Source organism: Calothrix sp. CBUCES-K 9914 (assembly GCF_059640475.1).
Genome location: NZ_JBXXZH010000079.1, coordinates 1 through 17,564, shown reverse-complemented (window position 1 = coordinate 17,564; position 17,564 = coordinate 1). Strand labels below are relative to the sequence as shown.

The following is a 17,564-nucleotide window of genomic DNA, read 5'->3' as shown; positions in this document are numbered from 1 at the left end:
CCAAAAATCTGATTGGCAAAAATGCTTTTGCCGTCAACGTTTCCAGTCAAATAAAATATTGAACCTGTCTGCTAGGCGTTGAACCTAGAGTCCTTAAGCATCAAGGTTTTTAATCTAAAAACCCGGTGTGGAATAACGGGACGGAGTTTTTAGCTAGTCTGGAAATTATAGCGCTTGTTTCTCTTATACGAAAAAACCTTAATTTTACAAGCGTTTATACTACGTTATGACTCATAAATCTGGCGAAGGTATTGTACATGTACATGAGAATAATCCCTCTTAGGTTAGATTTTACTGCTTTCCACCAATCACCTAGAGAACTTGATTCGGCAACGGTGCGATAGTATTTAATTTGCTTTTTAGGAGTGAGATTTTTGATATTCTCAAAGGCTTCCTCTTGAGCTTTTTGTTTAAATTCTAAACAATCGAAATCTTTTTCAACTTTTGTCTGAATCATCGAATAATACCTTTCTAGGATATACAATTGTTAAAATTGCATAACTAGCAATAAATAGCTCACTTAATCCTCAATGTGACTGCTAAACAAAATTATTAATTTATACACTATTCTACGTTATAGAAAGAAACTTACATCTACTTGAAAAAATTTAGCAAGTGCTTTTGCCTGAGATTCGGAAATATTACGTTTTTGGTTAATTATTTCTAAAACGGCTTCTTTTGAGCCAATTACTTCAACTAATGCTTCTGGCTCTAATGAGCGTGCTTCCATCAGGTGTATCAACATTGAGTTGGTTGTACCTATAGGAATTGGATAGTGATTTTCTTCAAATTTTTCAATTAGTGTAACTAGTAATTCTAAAAGTGTTTCTTCTTCTGGAGTTCGATTTACACGATGCTCTAAATCTTGAGCGAGAGCAATAGCCTCATCATTTTCTTGTTCTGTTGTAATAGTTTTGGTTTGGTAGTGAGCTAATAGTTCACCGTAGTAGTCGCGGTTAAAAGTATGGGTCATCTTTCCAATTATCCTTATCGTAATCGGCGTGAGTTAGAACGTATTTAATATAGATTCTTTGAGTAGAGTATACAATATCGACAATTAAACGGTAACGGTTCCCTTTAATATTAAAAACAGTAAAGTTTCCAACCGCTTCAGCCTTTGCGTAAATATTTTGAACATCAAGAAGATTTCTTCATTCAGCTTTAGTAGCGACCCTATACCATTCGTAAAGCGCATCACAAGCATCGGCATGAGCTTCACAAAATCCACGTAAAATTTTACGGCTTATAACGCGCATTTTAATGTATCATTTAAAACTCTAGAGTGATAGTTATGCTTTGCTACCCTTAAACTACATCTTATGAATATTGTAGATGAAGCCTAAAAGGTAGTGTAATTTTTTAGGTATAATTTATTTTAGCTTCTAAGTCCCCTACGTCACATTAAGATTTTCCGAATTTTTATATAACAATCGCTATTCTACTATTACCTCTTTCGGCGCCAATAAAACTGCCTGAATCTGATTAATATTATTTGATTTAATTGCGGCATGTTTTAGGCGGTTTTTATGTAAAGCCATATGATTTAGAGATGGGACAGCCGTTCCACAAGAGTTAATTTACATTTTCTCAGTAGAGACGCGATTAATCGCGTCTCTACGATTTGTCGCGTCTCTAAGATTTACCAAATCCTTTCGCACGACTTGTTGAAGGTACTGTCAAACAGTTTTCAATTTGTTTAAGTAGTGTTTCTTTGTCGAGGTTTTGACCTATTAGGACTACTTGGTTTTTCTTGGCGCCTTTCCATTCGTCGTCATCCATTGTGAAACGTTTGCCGCATAAGTGGAAAATATGGCGTTTGGGACTTTCTTCAAACCACATTATTCCTTTGGCGCGGAATACGTTTGTGGGTAGTTGGTTATCTAGAAAATATTGGAATTTTCTAATTATGAAGGGTTTATCGCTTTGGAATGAAATTGATGTAAACCCATCGTTTTCTAGGTGGTGGGAGTGGTCATGGTCATGGTGGTCGTGACTATGGTCGTGACCGCAGGTTGAGTGGTCATGGTCGTGTTCGTGATTGTCGTGGCTATGATCGTGACCGCAAGCTGAGTGGTCGTGTTCGTGATGGTCGTGGTTGTGTTCGTGATGGTCGTGGTTGTCAGTTTCAAAGTATTTATCTGACTCGAATAAACCAACGCTGAGTATTAACCCTAATGGCACCTGTGAGTTTTTGGTACGGATGATACGGGCGCCTTCTTTGACTTCGCTGATTTTTCTTTCTAAGTCTGTTAATTCGGTTTCTGTTACTAAGTCGGTTTTGTTAAGCAATATTATGTCACCGTAGGCTATTTGACTGTGTGCTGCTTCGGAGTTAAATAAATCTAAGCTATAATTTGCAGCGTCAACTACGGTGATAATTGAGTCTAAGCGAGTTAAATCACGCAGTTCGGTGCCTAGGAAGGTTAACGCAACTGGTAAGGGGTCGGCGAGTCCGGTTGTTTCTACTACCAAGTAATCGATATTAGAGTCACGTTCGAGAACTTTGTAGACAGCATCGACTAAATCACTGTTGATGGTACAGCAAATACAACCATTGTTCAATTCCACCATGTTCTCGTCGGTAGAAACTACTAATTCGTTATCTATACCAATTTCGCCAAATTCGTTTACTAAAACGGCTGTCTTCAAACCCTGCTGGTTTGTCAAAATGTGATTGAGTAATGTTGTTTTACCGCTACCTAGAAAACCAGTAATAATTGTTACTGGTAATCCTTTTTTGGTTGCGTCCATTGTTTGAGATTCAGAGGTAAGTGTTTGCATAATGTGACACAAAGGAAGTTAATTTAAATAAATGTGTAGCGTAAATAGTACTGAAAACATTAGCATAGGGATGTGGGGGCGCCATCGTCCCAATGACTAAACATATTATTACTCATTCTTGTTGAGACTCATAAATCGCTATGACCCTAACCGTTTACAATACACTCACCCGTCGCCAGGAAGCTTTTGAGACTGTCGAACCCGGTTTGGTTAAAATGTATTGCTGCGGAGTGACAGTGTACGACTACTGCCACTTGGGTCATGCGCGTTCGTACATCGTTTGGGATGTACTTCGTCGTTATCTCCAATGGCGCGGTTATCAAGTACGCTACATTCAAAATTTTACTGATATTGACGATAAAATTCTTAACCGTGCGCGCGAACAAGGTTCGACGATGGAGGCTGTATCGAATCGCTTTATCGATGCCTACTTTGAGGATATCCGCCGTTTGAACGTGATGGATGCGGATTTTTACCCCCGTGCAACCGAACATATTCCAGAAATTGAAGCTTTGATTAAGAATCTTGAAGAGCAAGATTTGGCTTATGCAGCAGGTGGTGATGTTTACTACCGAGTTCACAGTTTCCATACTTATGGGAAGCTATCAGGACGTAACCTGGAACAAATGCAAGCAGGCGCCAGTGGTAGGGTAGATGTAGAAGACTCAGAAAATCAGAAAAAACAATATCCGCTTGATTTTGCTTTGTGGAAAGCTGCAAAACCTGGTGAACCAAGTTGGGACTCACCGTGGGGTGAAGGGCGCCCAGGATGGCATATTGAATGTTCGGCGATGATTCGGGCGCAGTTTGGTGACACAATAGATATTCATAGCGGTGGTGGAGATTTGATATTTCCGCACCATGAAAATGAAATAGCTCAGTCAGAAGGTGCCACACACAACCCATTAGCAAACTATTGGATGCACAACGGGATGGTGGTTGTAGATGGTAAAAAAATGTCGAAGTCGCTGGGTAATTTTATAACTATCCGCGAACTGCTAGATGGGAAATGGGTAAAATACCCACAACCCATAGACCCAATGGCAATAAGGTTATTTGTTTTGCAAGCACATTACCGCAAACCGTTAGATTTTACCGAAGAAGCAATTGCAGGCGCCGTCAATAACTGGAAAACTCTTCAAGAAGGGTTACTATTTGGCGAACAATATGGTGAGAAACTAGGTTTTACCGATAATGGTAATCAACTTGATAAAAGTCTTATCCAACGCTTTAAGGAATTTGGGGATGATGACCTCAACTTTTCCGGTAGCTTGGCTGTGCTTTTTGAACCAGCTAAAAAGTTGAATCGTGAAGCTAATATCCTATTACATGGAGGTAAAATCGAAACCCCCACCGCAGAAATACAGACAGCTTGGTATACATTAGTTACAATCGCGCGCGTTCTTGGTTTAGAAGCCAAGTTAGAAGTTGACGAAACTAATAGTACTGGCTTAAGCGATGCGGACGTTAACGAATTAATCAAACAACGCACCGACGCTAGGTCAAACAAAAACTTTGCCGAAAGCGACCGCATCCGCAACGAGCTGCAAGCTCAAGGTATCACCCTAATAGACACAAAAGAAGGCACAACCTGGCACCGCAGCTAGGAAATGTAAAGTTATTTGTCTTGTAAAATTGTCTTGTGGAACAGGCATCCCTGCCTGTCCCTCCCAAAATTTGAATTCAAACTAGTATAAATGCTTGACGTATTCTGCTACTTTTGATAAAAGCAGAAGAATATCACTTATGGAAATAAGTCGGCACCAAAAACAGTTTTTTACTTAAATTAAGTTTATATGTTATCTGAACTGACAAAAGTCATCAACGATATAGATATTAGCGCAGATTGGGTCGGCATTCGAGCCGTAAAAGACACATCCTCAACTAGGAATGTACGCGATGGAATACCACAGCGCAACGGTAAATCAACTACGGCTGGAGCAATGGTTGAGGTATTAGTTGACGGCTGTATTGCTTATGCTGCAACTAATTCGCTTCATCACGATGCTTTAAAATTAGCAGCAGAAACAGCGTATAAGCAAGCCCGGTCTGCACAACAATGGTCAGTATATAAATTTGCTCCCACAACCGCGCGTCCAAAAGTTGTTGGTGAATATATTTCTCCTTACACACAACCATTTGATGCAATTGGTTCTGGGGAAATCAACGATATACTTGTTCGTACCTGTAAAACCCTTAAAGTTAGCGACAAAATAGTCCAAACTATCGCAGAAGTTGTTACTACCGACCGAGAAACTTGGTTTGTCAGCAGCAACGGTTCTGAGGTATATCAAAAATTTCTATTTATTAGTACGTATTATGGTACAACGGCTCAAGATGCAGGAGTAGTTCAACAGCGTACAAGTAACGGTTGGCAAGCACATACATATCAAGGTGGCTTGGAGCGCTTTCAAGATGATAAGCTTTGGCATCGTGTGCAGCGTATTGGTGAGGAAGCTATTGAGTTACTAAGTGCCGAAGACTGTCCAGATATTCGCACAAATTTAGTGTTGGCGCCAGACCAAATGATGCTACAAATTCACGAAAGTGTTGGACATCCTTTAGAAACTGACCGAATATTAGGGGATGAGCGCAATTATGCAGGTGGTAGTTTTGTTAAGAAGAGTGACTTTGGTAATCTTGTCTATGGTTCCAAGTTGATGAATATCACTTTTGACCCAACTGTACCTGGTGAAATTGCTAGCTACGCTTTTGATGATACAGGCGCCGTTGCTACACGCGAGTATTTAATTAAAGAAGGAGTATTGCAACGAGGTGTAGGCAGTTTAGAAAGTCAAGCACGGGCTGGTATTCCTGGTGTTGCTTGCGCGCGCGCATGTTCATGGAACCGTCCAGCTATTGACCGCATGGCAAATTTAAATTTAGAACCGGGTGAAGGCACATTCGATGATGTTATTAAAGATATCGAACATGGCGTTTACATGGAATCAAACCGTTCTTGGTCAATAGACGACCGTCGATACAAATTCCAGTTTGGCTGTGAGTATGCCAAGCTTATTGAAAACGGTAAATTAACTAAAACGCTTCGTAATCCAAATTATCGCGCGACGACTCCTGACTTTTGGGGCAGTTTAGTTAAGGTTGGTGGCGCCTCTACTTGGGAAATGTATGGTACTCCATTTTGCGGCAAAGGTGAACCAAACCAAGCTATATGGGTAGGACATGGTTCTCCTGTTTGCGTTTTTGCGGATGTTGAAGTATTTGGTGGAGGAACGTAATAACGGTTCGGCGTCTCGCTCCGGTGCGTGACGCTACTGGATGGCTGGCTTCGTTTTAAGATTGTTGGTAGCGTCACACACCCTACTTCAAAAAAACCATGAGTATTTCAGAACTGTCTGCTTTAGAAACAAGCTTTAATAAATTAGTTGAAACACTAATAGCTAAAAAAACGGAAAGCGAAGCCTTTACTGTTAAATTAAATAGTGAACGCAGTCAATTTACTCGCTTTAATAATGCGAAGGTTCGCCAAACAGGTTGTGTTGCTGATGGCTATATACAACTTACCTTAATGGATAATCAACGCAGTTGCTATCGGCACTTCCCCTTTACAGGAAATTGGGAAATTGACTGGCAAGCCGCATATACAGCTTTATTAGAAATTCGTGAAGAATTACCTTTTTTACCAATAGACCCTTATTTGGTGTTACCATCTGGCAATAATATTAGCAATGAAGTTAATATTGGTAATTTACTTGATTATGAGAAAGTTGTATCAACGGTATTGGTGCCTGTTTCTGAGTTAGATTTTACAGGTATTTATGCAGGTGGTATAGTTATAAAAGGATATGCTGATTCCTGTAATCAGAAGCATTGGTTTGTTACAGATTCCTTTACATTAGACTACTCGATTTTTACTTCTGAAGGGCGAGCCGTAAAAGGGTTTTATGCAGGCAGTAAATGGAATGAAAGTGCATATATTGCTAAAATAAACGATGCAAAAAAACAGTTAAAGTTGCTTGCTTATCCAGCAAAAGAATTACCAAGGGGTGAATATAGAACTTATTTTGCGCCCGCAGCAGTTTCTGATTTATTATCAATGTTATCGTGGGGTGGAGTTAGCGAAGCAGATATTCAACAGGGACATAGTTCTTTAGCTTTATTAAGGCGCCACGAAAAGCAGCTTTCAAAATTACTCAATATTAAAGAAAACTTTCAGCTTGGCTTAGTACCACGATTTAATGAATTAGGTGAAATGGCAGTACCTGAGCTGCACGTTATCGAGAAAGGTACTCTAATAAATACGCTTGTAAATTCCCGTACTGCTAAAGAATACGATAAAATCGCGAATGGCGCCAACAGTACAGAGTCATTACGTTCCCCAGAAATATCTCCGGGTAATCTTGCTTTTGATGATATTTTGAGTCAGTTGGGTACAGGTTTATATGTATCTAACCTACATTATCTTAATTGGAGCGATTTGCCTACAGGTCGAATTACCGGAATGACTCGTTATGCTTGCTTTTGGGTGGAAAATGGTGAAATAGTGGCGCCTATTGAGAATTTACGGTTTGACGAAACACTTTATAAATTCTGGGGTGAAAATTTGATAGATTTTACTAACTTCCAAGAATTTATCCCTGAAGTTGGTACTTATGAAGCAAGACAACTTGGAGGAAATATGGCGCCGGGTATGTTGGTTGATAGCTTTACTTATACTTTATAAAATATCATCCAACGTGGCACAGGCGTCCTCCCGTAGCACAGGCGTCCTCGCCTGTGTACTACATATATTTTTTTGAACCACAAAGACACGCTCGTACACAAAGTAAGAAAGATTTGGGAGTTTGCTTCCAAATAAATATATGATTACTTTTGATTTTCAAGGAAAAACAGTACTAGTTACAGGCGCCTCACGAGGGATAGGGGAAGCAATAGCAGCAGGTTTTGCTTCGAGTGGCGCCCGTGTCGCAGTTCACTATCATCAGCAGCATGATGTTGCTGAAAGTGTGTGTAATTCTTTAGAAGATACAGGACATATTACAGTTGGAGCAGACCTTGCCGACCCTGTAGCAGTTGAGGAAATGGTTACATATACGTTAAATGAATTTGGGCAAATTGATATTTTGGTTAATAATGCAGGTATTTATCAAGAGCATCCTATATATCAAACCAGTTATGAAGACTGGCAGACTGTATGGCAGCAAACTATAAATGTTAATTTAATAGGCACCGCGAATGTATCGTATTGTGTAGCAAAGCATATGATAGAACGACGCAGTGGACGCATAATTAATATCAGCTCGCGTGGTGCATTTAGAGGAGAACCAACAGCTACTGCATATGGCGCCAGTAAAGCTGCTCTTAATTCTCTGAGTCAATCATTAGCTCAATACTTGGCGCCTTATAATGTATTTGTGACGGCAGTAGCTCCAGGCTATGTAGAAACAGAAATGTCGCGCGGAGTTTTAGAAAGTCCAGCAGGAGATTTCATCAGACAACAAAGTCCATTAAATCGTGTTGCTTATCCAAAAGAAATAGCACACACAGTTTTGTTTTTAGCTTCACCAGGTTCAGAATTTTTAACAGGTAATATTGTTGATGTGAATGGCGCCAGTTATTTACGCTCTTAATTATCGCTCTCGCGCGATTCATAGTTACAAATAGTATTATAAAAGTTCTTGGTTATGTCCCACCTGTAGTTTTAACCGCAATTATTGTTCCTGCAGTGCTTGTGCCTACAGGTGATAAAATTAAAATTCTTGCGAATCCTCGATTAATTGGAGCTATTGCTGCATTCGTTGTGGGTATTGGGCGCCAAAATCTATTATTAACTATTTGTGTTGGCATGATAGTGTTTTTGATTTGCCAGTTGTATATATAAGATTATGATAGGTTTTTAATCACTGCACAGGCAGGATGCCTGTGCTACAAGAGATGCATATTTTTTGAGCAAGTTACCGAGGGTTTTGATGCCAATTTCAATTTGTTCTATATTGTGGGAAAAGTTTAAGCGCATTGCGGGATAACCAACACCAGGAAAAAATGCCGCGCCATTAGCAACGAGTATATTTTGAGCTAAAGCTTCTTTACAAATTGCTTGAATGGGAAAATAATCTGGTAAATGTGCCCATAAGAATAAACCACCTTTGGGAACAGTCCATGTTACCGCTTCGGGAAAATAAGATTCTAATGCTTGTAACATCGCATTTCTAGACTGAAGGTTATGTGTTTGTAAGGGGTTGAGATGGCGCCGAAATTGTCCTGATGCAAGATATTCACTGACAATTGCTTGTGATACGGTAGAAACATGCATATCATGAAGTGCTTTTTGTTTGACTAATTCTCGGTAATGTTTACCTGTGACAACCATGTAACCGACTCGCAGTCCCGGCATTAGGGTTTTGGAGAAGGTGCTAATATATGTAACTAAGTTGTTATTGTCTAATGCTTTGATAGGCGCCGGAACTGCTTCAAAGTTTAATCCTTCATAAGCGTTATCTTCTAAAATCGGACATTCGTATTGTTGTGCTAGCTTGAGTAATTCTTGACGATGTGTTAGTGAAGTTGTAATGCCAGTAGGATTATGCAGAGTGCTGATAGTATAGATTAATTTGGGACGGTGACTTTTAAGGTATTGTTCGAGTAATTCTAAATTCATCCCTGCACCTGTCATGGGAATACCGATTACTTTGGCACCGATATTCTCTAAAATACTTAAGGCACCGTGATAAGTTGGTGTTTCGACAATTGCCCAATCACCACGTTGAAGGTAATAATTCATTGTCAATGATATACCTTGTTCGGAACCACTGGTAATAATGAGTTCTTCTGGTAGAACCTCCAAACCTTGTTGAAGTAGAATTTGGCAGATTTGTTGCCGTAGAATCAATTGCCCTTCAGGAAAATCATATCGAAATAGATTATCAAGTGGTTTAGCAAGCGCGCGTTTAGCAATTTTTTGCAGATTATCCACACCATGATTATGTGGAAACCCTGAACTAAAATCTATCATACCTCTTGTATGCTGTGCTTGCAGTGAAGCTATATATTGTTCAAAAAAAGAATTTCCCCCTTCGGAAATAATCACTTTTTGAGCAGGTGCAAAATGTGATTCTGTATAAGGTATATTACGTGAGCGTACTATTAAATCTGAAGTTACTGTACGATTAACAAAATATCCTGCACCTTGACGAGCATATATTAACCCATCAGCTTCTAAGTAACTATACGCTTGTATTATTGTTAATTTATTTACTCTAATGCGTTGAGATAGAGTGCGAATTGATGGTAACTTTTGTCCAGGTGTAAGTTTGCCTGATTTTATCAAGCGACTGAAGTGATTGTGAATTTGCTGATAAACTGGCTGCGAGGAATGACGGTTTAAAAGAATATTCACAAGCTTACCCCTTTCCATGAGTGGTGAGTAATTAAAGTTACTACAAGCAATATAAGTGATTTTTGATTATTTGAGTTGGTACAGTTATGCGAAATTAAACTAGAACAGTTGAGATTATTGTAACTGTGCCAGGTAAAACTAGCTGAATTTGTACCTTCTCGTCAAGCTGTGCTTGGTGCGAACCTAAAAGTAGGCACTTGACTTTAATATATATGAGGCTATGAAAATGAAGATTATAGATTCATTTTTCGCGCTGAAATCTAGTTTAAACAGCGTTTGGCAGAAATTGGTACTTATTTGTATAGAGAGTTCTGAGTTACAAGTTTGGTCAACTCGTACTCTTAACGGTGAAATATCTTGGCACGCTTACGACCCGACTACAAGACGTTCAGCTTGTTTCGGTTCAGAAGATGATATGCGCGCGTGGATTGAAAAACGATTGTATTTATAATGAAACAACTTCTTTCTCGTATTGATTCAGAGACGCTAGGGTTATTCTACGGTTTTCTGGGTGTATTAGGTTTTAGCCTCACTTTACCAGCAACCCGTGTTGCAGTCACAAATTTAGACCCTGTTTTTGTGGGACTTGGACGCGCGGTTGTTGCTAGTGTACTGGCAATGCTGGCACTATGGATAACTCGTCAACCTTTTCCACCACGTAAACTTTGGGTAAATATATTTGTTGTAGCAACAGGTGTAATTATTGGGTTTCCTTTATTATCTGCTTTGGCAATGCAACAATTACCAGCAGCACACGGCACCATTATTACTGGTTTAGTACCTTTAGCTACTGCTATCGTCGCGACTGTAAGAGTAGGTGAACGTCCTTCACTCAAGTTTTGGATTGCTAGCATAATAGGTAGTGTCACAATCGTTTTATTTGTTTTAATTTCAAGCGGTGGTAATATTCAAGGGGCACATATTTTACTTTTAGGCGCCGTTGTTACTGCCGCAATTGGATATGGTGAAGGTGGAAAACTTGCAACAATATTAGGAGGATGGCAGGTTATTAGCTGGGCATTGGTCTTTATTGCCCCTATTTTACTTGTTCCTGTAACGTTAAGTATTTTTCAACATGGGTTAATAGCTTCACCCAATGCTTGGATGTGTTTTGGATACGTAAGCATTATTAGTCAGTTTGTGGCATTTTTTGCTTGGTATGATGGAATGAGGGTTGCGGGTGTCGCGCGAGTTAGCCAAATACAGTTATTACAACCATTTTTAACAATTTTATTTTCAGCTTGGTTGCTTCGTGAACAAGTTACACCCCTAATGTTATTAGCTATCTGTATTGTAATTGCTTGCGTAATTTTAGGGAAACAAACTCTGGTAGTACGTCATCACATTAGCGAGTAATTATCCAGACAAAAGTCAGTATTAAATAATACTCTTTATTTCAGGCAATCTCGTATCTTTCTAGATTCTGTTCTACAAACTACGGGGGTTTTAAGCAAACGTACTGTAGTAATTATATGTAACGGACTTGATTTTCCATTTCATCAGCTGTTACGTGATTTAAAATAACCATTAAACGCTGTGCAATATCATTAGGTGAGCGACGGACAGCAAAAATTACACCATAATGCATTTGTTCTGTATCGAAGTAGGTTTGTATAAGTTCTTCAAAGTCTGTTCGGTTGTGTGTAATTAAAGTCCTTTGTTGACTAACAGCAAATGCAAGTTGTTCTTCATCACTTGCTCGAAGCTTTCCTGCATCTCTTGCCGTAATAGCATCAAAACCCCTTGCCTTTAACAAATCCGCAACTAGTACATTAACATCTTCATCAAGATATAAACGGATGAATACAGAACTCATAAGTCTTTTACCAAGGGATCAATCAACTCATCAGGGATTCGGTTTTGCTCAATATACTCGTTAATCTCATCTTGATGGTCGCTGTAGTAGCTTAATGCGTCAAATACCTGAGCTAATGTTAAATGAGGCATTCCTATTGGGATTTCTTCAGGGGAAATACCCAGGCGCCAAGTTTCAACAATTGCCCTTACAGGTGTACGGGTTTCTTTGATAATTGGCTCACTATTTAAAATGCCATCGTCTCTCACTATATATAGATGTTCTGTTGTTTGAACCATTAGTGCCTCGATATTATGAGAAAGACTATTGAGAACAATTATAACTTAATCAATCAATTGTTTACGTTTATGATAAAATGTTGTGAAAGCTATTACCAACATCATCAAAGCTGCTATACAAACTCCTTGCCATTTCCAAATGCTCCATGCGTAAGCACCTAGATATGAACCCACGGCACCGCCAAAAAAGTAAGATGATATATAAACTGCATTTAAACGACTGTGTAATTCTGTTGGCAGACTATATATTCTAGCTTGGTTTGCAATTTGGGTTGTTTGCACGCCTAAGTCTAATAAAATTACTCCTATTATCAACCCAATAATTCGATGTCCAAATGTCCAAAACAATATAAATGAAGTAGTTGTAGTTAAAAGACCAATTCCAACAACGCGCTTAGGACTGCTTCTATCTGCTAGTTTACCTACTAACGGCGCCGCAATTGCACTCACTACCGCAACTAAGCCAAATAAACCTACAACTTCACTACCATAATGGTAAGGTGGTTGTGCTAATAAAAATACTAGTGTACTCCAAAATGCACTAAAGGCGCCGAAAGACATTGCTCCAGAAAGTGAAGCTTGACGCAGTATCGGCTGTTTAGTTAGTTGAAATAAGGAAGCGATTAATTTTGGGTAGCTAGTTTGTAATTCTGAACGACTTTTTGGTAATGACTTAGATAAAATTACACCTGAAGCTAACATTAATATACTCGCAAGCCAGTACACCGCGCGCCAATTTAAACTTGCTGCAACAAAACCACTAACTGTACGCGCTAATAAAATACCAATGAACAAACCGCTCATTAAAATACCTACAACGTTTCCACGCTCATGAGGTTGTACTAGTTGAGCGGCGAGGGGTATCATTAACTGAGCAGCTATTGTAGTTATGCCTATTGCTAAACTTGTAATTTGCAGCCAAGTTATATTTGGCGATACTGCGAGTGCTGAAGCAGCAACCGCTGTCAAAAAAAACATCGTAATAATTAAGCGGCGCCGTTCTTTGCAGTCACCCAAAGGTACAATTAGAAGTATTCCCAACGCATAACCTATTTGGGTCAACATCGGAATTAACCCAACTGCATGACTTGAAGCTTGAAAATTTTCTTGTATAACTGCCAATAGTGGCTGGTTGTAATATAAATTAGCAGCTGCGGCACCGCTTGTTACAGCCATTATCGTAATTGTACGATTTTCTAAACGTGGCGCCTTAGTTGTGGCAGTTGCCTGGTTAAATTTATCTGAATTCATAAAGTTCCAATTTGTACCATAATCAATATCGGTGGTTTTGGGGCACTCCGCCTCATCCAAACGGCACCTTTGATAAATTTGATACAATTGGAACTAAGCTAAAAACTATTCCTCAACGTTAGTAACAAAATATTCATCTTGTATTGACTTGATGTGGCAATAGAAAACATGTTTCTCATTTTCTATACATTGACTCTCTGTTTCGGCGCCCCTATTATTGCCACTACCAACTCTAATATCCGCGCTTACAGTAACTATGTACTCACGTTCGCAATCATTGCGTTCAGAAACTTCAATACTGGTAATATCGCATGATAATGTTGTTGCCCAAGAATAACTATCGTCATCAGGTGGTGCTTCGCTAGCATTTGCGCTGGCGCCAACTGAGATATTCCAGTTATCCCAGTAATATATCCTGTCGCCAACCCGCGCGTGTTCTTCTAAAATATACGTCCGAGCAATAGCACAAAGCTGTTCGTTGCTTGGATTGTCCTTTGGAGGATGTTCGTTGGTAGAAACCGTAGATGCAGCCTTCATAACTCAAACAAGAGTAAGATTTTTTGTTATTTGCTACGTTACATTGCCATTGGTTATAAATAAAGAGGCCTTAATTTTAAATTTATAATTTCTCTCCGAAAATCTTTTTAATTCCCGACTTTGTAAGAAAAGTCGGGAATTAATTAACACACACTGCGCCCTGAAGTTACGTACAAAGGAGGTATGCAACTAAAATTTAGCCAGCCCAAGTTACCCATTTGTGGGATAATCCTGTTTGCGATTTTTCGGCACTCATTTCTGCTCCGCTAATAATGGCGCCAGTTAAGTCAGCACCAGTAATTTCAGCTTCGTATAAATTTGTGGCTGTTAAGTTCGCGTGAAATAAGTTGGCGCCACTCAAGTCAGTACCGCTTAGTTCAGCTTCGCTCATATTAGCGCGCGCTAAATTGACTAAAACTAAGCTAGCACTTCTCAAATCCGCCCCACTTAGATTTGTCGCTTCCATATTGGCATGAATCATGTCGGCGCCAATCAAGTTAGTTTCACTCAAGTTCGCACCACTCAAATTCGCGTTGTTAAGGTCTGCATCTGTTAGGTTTGCCCGACTCAAGTCACAACCGCTAAGATTTGCACGGTTAAAGTTGGCGCCACTCAAGTCAGCACAACTCAAATTTGCACCACTTAAATTGATATCACTAAGGTCTACTTGATGCAAAACAACTTGATTAAAATCCCGTTCTCCTGCCGCATATTGGCTCAGAAGCATATTTCTATCCATTAATATTGCCTCACTTGGGTCTACAGGTTTGTTTTTTTAAGAATAGCGAGTTACTTCCCCTCAAGCCACACAAAGAGCAACGATATAATTCGATTGCTTGTGGTTAACATAAATGTTGAAACTTGTATTCTTCATTGTGCAGGTGTTTTTCGATTTTATGAAATTTACTTAACATAAATATACGTTCCAAAGTTTTAGTAATTTATAGTTAGGTATTCACACTTAATCAGTCCAATTGTTTATTAACAAAAATTAATTTATATAAATTTATGAAAAGCTCTACTTATTTATATGTATGTATTCAAAAAGCGAAATGATTGACAACAAACGACCATACTATTAAATTAAAATATTCATCTATCTACAGCAAGATTGTTCAAAAGATAAGTAGTTTACTTGTGAGATAAAAAATAAATGTATATTATGATTTTCGCACTTTATTGTTAAAAATTTGTTGGGTGGCGCCACTTGGTACTACTTGTTAAGTCAACAGGTAGTACTGTTGATGGTTGGTAGCTCAAACCTTGGAATTTGGTACTACTGGTTTGGGTTAACAGGTAGTACCGTTAGATGAGAAAGGATGTTGTAACCGTAATAAAAGATTCGGTTTACCGAACCTGTAATTGTACAGTGTCAAAACACATCCTGTAGAATAACATTGGCAGCTTTTAGTACTTATATATTGTTTTGATATTTTTATTGATTATGCGTTCTGACTTAAGTAATATCACTGTAACTATGAGTTTATAATTTGTTTTTTTAGTGTTTGTTCGGATGATAGCTATTTCAACAAATGCTTAAATGGTTGTTCGGCAACCCAAAAGGTAAAATGTTCAGCCCATTTTTGTGTACGAGGATTATAAAGGGATGCAGTTTCTCCGAATAAAGGGTCACTCGCTTCGCTCAAATTCAAAATTTTGAATTGTTGGCACAATTAATTACCGAGCTTGTATTATGTAGTTTTTGAATTTTGATTCCCCCAACCCCCCGCGTGGAAGCAGGGCTGTTTCATTCCCTCTCAAATCGGATTTGTCAAGATGGTTAGCTATAAAAATCATAAGTATGGGTAGCAATGAAATAGACTTTTAAGCACATAAATATAAGTGTGATTGTTTATTTTATCGGCGCCTTGGTAGCAAAATTACCAATAAAGATTTGCGCGAAACCCTTGATTTTTCAAGATTTTTAGGGAACGAATCAGCCCTGCCGCGTGGAAGGGGGATTTAGGGGGATTTCTTCTGTACAAACACAATGACTCTGCTATCTGATTTAACGACTTGAATCCCATTTTTCAATACTATCATGGGAATTTTCCAGTAGGAGTGACCGCAGATAACTAATAACTTACTATTTTTATTTATTTCTTCTAACTCTAATCTTATAGATGTTTTGCCAAGTAAGTTATGCTGCGGGTAGTCGGGACCTTCGTGTAATACTAGAATATCCGGCGCCTGTTTGACTAGTTCTCTAATTTCGTGGATAAAGTCATTTTCACGGCGCCGAAATGGTTTACTTGGTCTTCCAATAATCCCAGAAACACCTGCTATATATAGCTCCCCGTTTTTTGCTATCTCACCATCAAGGTAGTAAATACCCTTGGTTTGTTTAAAAAGTTTAATATCTTCTTCCCCAGTGCCAAAACTGTCGTGGTTGCCCGCAACACCTGCAACCCATCTAAAACGGCGCCTGAAAGCGTGCCATACTTCGCGCACATCTCCTACCACTCCACTACGCTTATTGGTTTCAGCGTATAAATCGCCTGCTAGTATAACACCTGTATTTTTAAGTGACGGTATTTTTTTCTGTTCTGCCAAGTCTTCTAACTCTTCAAGGACAAGATGACCTACGAGTTGTTGATTTTTTGGGTCTATTCCTTGTAAGTCGCTGGTTACAATAATTGCATCTAAATGATTGGGTAGAACATCTACCTCCCCCACTAATATAGGTATATACTTCTCAACCAAGCTGACACCACCAGAGGCTACCGTTAAGTAGCGTACCTGATGAATCGGCTTGTTTGAGATTTCTAGGATGTACATTGGATATGATATTTACTTATAATTTACCGCATCCACTAAATATAGCCACACTTAATATTATTTCACATAATAGTATAGACAACGCTTACAGTAAGCTGTGCGCGTACTGTTGAACGTTGATTGTTTACTATAAATGATTATGAATTTTGAGTAAATATTCTTGGCAACGTAGAAAAAACCGGATAAACTGTTTTTAGAATATTCAGTACATAAGTTCGCTATTGTAAAGCTTACATAAAGCTACTGGCAAGCCTATTCGGTGTGCCATAATACTACTATGTACTACAATTAATTACAAGGGCGCCTGTCCTGCAATTTCCCATCCCTGCCGGTGCAATACTTCCCCAAGAGGAATTATATGGATAACATGCATCAAAATGGAGCGTTAGACAGCCAACAGCGTTATGCTGCTTTGGTTGAACAGTTAGATTTGATGATACGCGCGCGCTACCCTTTACTTTATTTAATATGTGTAGAGGAAGAACCTGTTGAAGAAGTATTGATGCAAGTGGCAAAGCGCGCGCAACCCCAAAGGCAAGTTTTGTTCTGGGATATTGTACGGGGTTGGAGTGATAATAATGCAGACAAAGGTTCTGTGATGGCAGCTTTGGCACGAATTGCTAAAGCTGATGCTCAAACGGCTACAATGTTTGTGTTGCGTGATTTACACCCGTTTATCAAAAATCCAACTACAGAAAAAAGTGCCCCTATAGTACGGGAGTTGCGGAATTTAACGCGGGAGTTAAAGCGCGCGCGTAAGACTATA

The 17,564-nt window shown here is 39.0% G+C and carries 18 protein-coding genes and 1 pseudogene; 8 read left to right on the top strand and 11 right to left on the bottom strand.

What is annotated here, in order from left to right; translation table 11 throughout:
• Positions 1-214 precede the first annotated feature (214 nt).
• The 4 genes and pseudogenes from AC2JBO_RS18840 to AC2JBO_RS18825 all read right to left on the bottom strand — a co-directional run bounded on the left by AC2JBO_RS18840 (position 215) and on the right by AC2JBO_RS18825 (position 2,781).
• Complete coding sequence (locus AC2JBO_RS18840) at positions 215-457, bottom strand: hypothetical protein (protein WP_496955181.1); 243 nt, start codon at positions 455-457, stop codon at positions 215-217.
• Positions 458-574: 117 nt separating this feature from the next.
• Complete coding sequence (locus AC2JBO_RS18835) at positions 575-973, bottom strand: helix-turn-helix domain-containing protein (RefSeq protein WP_496955180.1); 399 nt, start codon at positions 971-973, stop codon at positions 575-577.
• Positions 957-1,256: pseudogene (locus AC2JBO_RS18830) on the bottom strand (type II toxin-antitoxin system HigB family toxin). Before AC2JBO_RS18830 ends, AC2JBO_RS18835 begins: the two are co-directional and overlap by 17 nt.
• A gap of 376 nt (positions 1,257-1,632) precedes the next feature.
• Positions 1,633-2,781 (bottom strand): CobW family GTP-binding protein, encoded by a 1,149-nt coding sequence (locus AC2JBO_RS18825; protein ID WP_496955179.1) that lies wholly within the window; start codon positions 2,779-2,781, stop codon positions 1,633-1,635.
• 140 nt (positions 2,782-2,921) lie between these two features.
• On the opposite strand from AC2JBO_RS18825, the gene cysS reads away from it, so the two are divergent.
• From cysS to AC2JBO_RS18800, 5 genes are all read left to right on the top strand, one after another.
• Positions 2,922-4,388, top strand: coding sequence for a cysteine--tRNA ligase (gene cysS / locus AC2JBO_RS18820; RefSeq protein WP_496955178.1), 1,467 nt, complete (start codon positions 2,922-2,924; stop codon positions 4,386-4,388).
• A 189-nt stretch (positions 4,389-4,577) separates the two neighbouring features.
• Complete coding sequence (locus tag AC2JBO_RS18815; protein ID WP_496955177.1) at positions 4,578-6,020, top strand: TldD/PmbA family protein; 1,443 nt, start codon at positions 4,578-4,580, stop codon at positions 6,018-6,020.
• 98 nt (positions 6,021-6,118) lie between these two features.
• A complete protein-coding gene (locus AC2JBO_RS18810; RefSeq protein WP_496955176.1) occupies positions 6,119-7,465 on the top strand; it encodes a TldD/PmbA family protein in 1,347 nt (448 codons plus the stop codon).
• Between the two features lie 139 nt (positions 7,466-7,604).
• Positions 7,605-8,372, top strand: a complete 768-nt coding sequence (locus AC2JBO_RS18805; protein ID WP_496955175.1) for an SDR family NAD(P)-dependent oxidoreductase — start codon at positions 7,605-7,607, stop codon at positions 8,370-8,372.
• Positions 8,372-8,623, top strand: a complete 252-nt coding sequence (locus AC2JBO_RS18800; RefSeq protein WP_496955198.1) for an AzlD domain-containing protein — start codon at positions 8,372-8,374, stop codon at positions 8,621-8,623. The genes AC2JBO_RS18805 and AC2JBO_RS18800 overlap by 1 nt, the downstream gene beginning before the upstream one ends.
• Positions 8,624-8,638: 15 nt before the next feature.
• On the opposite strand, the gene AC2JBO_RS18795 is transcribed toward AC2JBO_RS18800, so the two are convergent.
• Positions 8,639-10,138 (bottom strand): aminotransferase-like domain-containing protein, encoded by a 1,500-nt coding sequence (locus AC2JBO_RS18795; RefSeq protein WP_496955174.1) that lies wholly within the window; start codon positions 10,136-10,138, stop codon positions 8,639-8,641.
• A 226-nt stretch (positions 10,139-10,364) separates the two neighbouring features.
• Between AC2JBO_RS18795 and AC2JBO_RS18790 the strand changes: the two genes are divergently transcribed.
• Together AC2JBO_RS18790 and AC2JBO_RS18785 are read left to right on the top strand one after the other, a co-directional pair.
• Positions 10,365-10,589, top strand: coding sequence for a hypothetical protein (locus AC2JBO_RS18790; RefSeq protein ID WP_496955173.1), 225 nt, complete (start codon positions 10,365-10,367; stop codon positions 10,587-10,589).
• On the top strand, positions 10,589-11,494 hold the full coding sequence (locus AC2JBO_RS18785; RefSeq protein ID WP_496955172.1) for a DMT family transporter: 906 nt from the start codon (positions 10,589-10,591) through the stop codon (positions 11,492-11,494). Before AC2JBO_RS18790 ends, AC2JBO_RS18785 begins: the two co-directional genes overlap by 1 nt.
• Positions 11,495-11,606: 112 nt before the next feature.
• Here the strand turns inward: AC2JBO_RS18785 and AC2JBO_RS18780 are convergent, their stop codons facing one another.
• From AC2JBO_RS18780 to AC2JBO_RS18755, 6 genes are all read right to left on the bottom strand, one after another.
• Positions 11,607-11,954 carry a DUF5615 family PIN-like protein gene (locus tag AC2JBO_RS18780; protein ID WP_496955171.1) on the bottom strand — a complete coding sequence of 116 codons (348 nt, stop codon included), beginning with the start codon at positions 11,952-11,954 and terminating at the stop codon, positions 11,607-11,609.
• The gene (locus AC2JBO_RS18775; RefSeq protein ID WP_496955170.1) at positions 11,951-12,232 is read right to left on the bottom strand and encodes a DUF433 domain-containing protein; all 282 of its coding nucleotides are present in this window, start codon (positions 12,230-12,232) and stop codon (positions 11,951-11,953) included. Before AC2JBO_RS18775 ends, AC2JBO_RS18780 begins: the two co-directional genes overlap by 4 nt.
• A 45-nt stretch (positions 12,233-12,277) precedes the next feature.
• Positions 12,278-13,483 carry an MFS transporter gene (locus AC2JBO_RS18770; RefSeq protein ID WP_496955169.1) on the bottom strand — a complete coding sequence of 402 codons (1,206 nt, stop codon included), beginning with the start codon at positions 13,481-13,483 and terminating at the stop codon, positions 12,278-12,280.
• Positions 13,484-13,588: 105 nt separating this feature from the next.
• Complete coding sequence (locus tag AC2JBO_RS18765) at positions 13,589-14,020, bottom strand: hypothetical protein (RefSeq protein ID WP_496955168.1); 432 nt, start codon at positions 14,018-14,020, stop codon at positions 13,589-13,591.
• A 196-nt stretch (positions 14,021-14,216) separates the two neighbouring features.
• The gene (locus AC2JBO_RS18760) at positions 14,217-14,759 is read right to left on the bottom strand and encodes a pentapeptide repeat-containing protein (protein WP_496955167.1); all 543 of its coding nucleotides are present in this window, start codon (positions 14,757-14,759) and stop codon (positions 14,217-14,219) included.
• A 1,223-nt stretch (positions 14,760-15,982) separates the two neighbouring features.
• Positions 15,983-16,798 carry a metallophosphoesterase family protein gene (locus tag AC2JBO_RS18755; protein ID WP_496955166.1) on the bottom strand — a complete coding sequence of 272 codons (816 nt, stop codon included), beginning with the start codon at positions 16,796-16,798 and terminating at the stop codon, positions 15,983-15,985.
• 358 nt (positions 16,799-17,156) lie between these two features.
• Between AC2JBO_RS18755 and AC2JBO_RS18750 the strand changes: the two genes are divergently transcribed.
• On the top strand, positions 17,157-17,564 hold a 408-nt coding region (locus AC2JBO_RS18750), incomplete at its 3' end, for a Ycf46 family AAA ATPase (protein ID WP_496955165.1).

Excerpts from the sequence above, each read along its gene's own strand:
- AC2JBO_RS18770 (WP_496955169.1), bottom strand. The coding sequence starts at position 13,483 with ATGAATTCAGATAAATTTAACCAGGCAACTGCCACAACTAAGGCGCCA.
- AC2JBO_RS18790 (WP_496955173.1), top strand. The coding sequence starts at position 10,365 with ATGAAGATTATAGATTCATTTTTCGCGCTGAAATCTAGTTTAAACAGC.
- AC2JBO_RS18765 (WP_496955168.1), bottom strand. The coding sequence starts at position 14,020 with ATGAAGGCTGCATCTACGGTTTCTACCAACGAACATCCTCCAAAGGAC.
- AC2JBO_RS18780 (WP_496955171.1), bottom strand. The coding sequence starts at position 11,954 with ATGAGTTCTGTATTCATCCGTTTATATCTTGATGAAGATGTTAATGTA.
- AC2JBO_RS18810 (WP_496955176.1), top strand. The coding sequence starts at position 6,119 with ATGAGTATTTCAGAACTGTCTGCTTTAGAAACAAGCTTTAATAAATTA.
- AC2JBO_RS18835 (WP_496955180.1), bottom strand. The coding sequence starts at position 973 with ATGACCCATACTTTTAACCGCGACTACTACGGTGAACTATTAGCTCAC.
- AC2JBO_RS18760 (WP_496955167.1), bottom strand. The coding sequence starts at position 14,759 with ATGGATAGAAATATGCTTCTGAGCCAATATGCGGCAGGAGAACGGGAT.
- AC2JBO_RS18785 (WP_496955172.1), top strand. The coding sequence starts at position 10,589 with ATGAAACAACTTCTTTCTCGTATTGATTCAGAGACGCTAGGGTTATTC.
- cysS (WP_496955178.1), top strand. The coding sequence starts at position 2,922 with ATGACCCTAACCGTTTACAATACACTCACCCGTCGCCAGGAAGCTTTT.
- AC2JBO_RS18805 (WP_496955175.1), top strand. The coding sequence starts at position 7,605 with ATGATTACTTTTGATTTTCAAGGAAAAACAGTACTAGTTACAGGCGCC.
- AC2JBO_RS18755 (WP_496955166.1), bottom strand. The coding sequence starts at position 16,798 with ATGTACATCCTAGAAATCTCAAACAAGCCGATTCATCAGGTACGCTAC.
- AC2JBO_RS18840 (WP_496955181.1), bottom strand. The coding sequence starts at position 457 with ATGATTCAGACAAAAGTTGAAAAAGATTTCGATTGTTTAGAATTTAAA.
- AC2JBO_RS18775 (WP_496955170.1), bottom strand. The coding sequence starts at position 12,232 with ATGGTTCAAACAACAGAACATCTATATATAGTGAGAGACGATGGCATT.
- AC2JBO_RS18815 (WP_496955177.1), top strand. The coding sequence starts at position 4,578 with ATGTTATCTGAACTGACAAAAGTCATCAACGATATAGATATTAGCGCA.
- AC2JBO_RS18825 (WP_496955179.1), bottom strand. The coding sequence starts at position 2,781 with ATGCAAACACTTACCTCTGAATCTCAAACAATGGACGCAACCAAAAAA.